The 463-nt window shown below is 41.9% G+C and carries 1 protein-coding gene; it reads right to left on the reverse strand.

Annotated features, from left to right (window positions below):
• On the reverse strand, window positions 1-215 hold a 215-nt coding region (locus tag V7L07_RS30225), incomplete at its 3' end, for a helix-turn-helix transcriptional regulator (RefSeq protein WP_335062994.1).
• Between the last annotated feature and the right edge of the window lie 248 nt (window positions 216-463).

Consider the following 463-nt stretch of genomic DNA (forward strand, 5'->3'; position numbering starts at 1 on the left):
AAATCCCGCTCTAACCAGAATAGATCCTCAACTTGACACCCAAGCGCTTTGGCCAAGCGAAGTGTGATGGCTACTGAGGGAGCATATAGTCCCGACTCTACACCACTAATAGTCTGACGAGTCACATTAGCGATGTTAGCCAAATCTTGTTGGCTCATACCTAAGCGAGTTCTAATGGACTTCAAGTTATTACGGAGGTCACTATCCTGCTTCATTGGCTTTGTCTCTTAGTTTCAAAAAGCCGTAGCGGATTTAAACATTGCATCTGCCAAGGCGAAAGTGTCGTCTTTGAGTTTATATCATTTCTCTTTGAAGACTTTTTGTACTTTCGCTGTCTTGATTCCCCATACAAAAAGACTATCACAGAAATTGCAAATTTGCTTGCGAAGCGCAAATTATTTTTGCTGGTGGTTACTTTTTAGCCGCTTTTTTGGCTCAAAAGCCCGAAATTCCGATAAACAGA

The sequence above is a fragment of the Nostoc sp. genome, assembly GCF_036916985.1.
In the GTDB taxonomy this organism is placed as follows: Bacteria; Cyanobacteriota; Cyanobacteriia; order Cyanobacteriales; family Nostocaceae; genus Nostoc.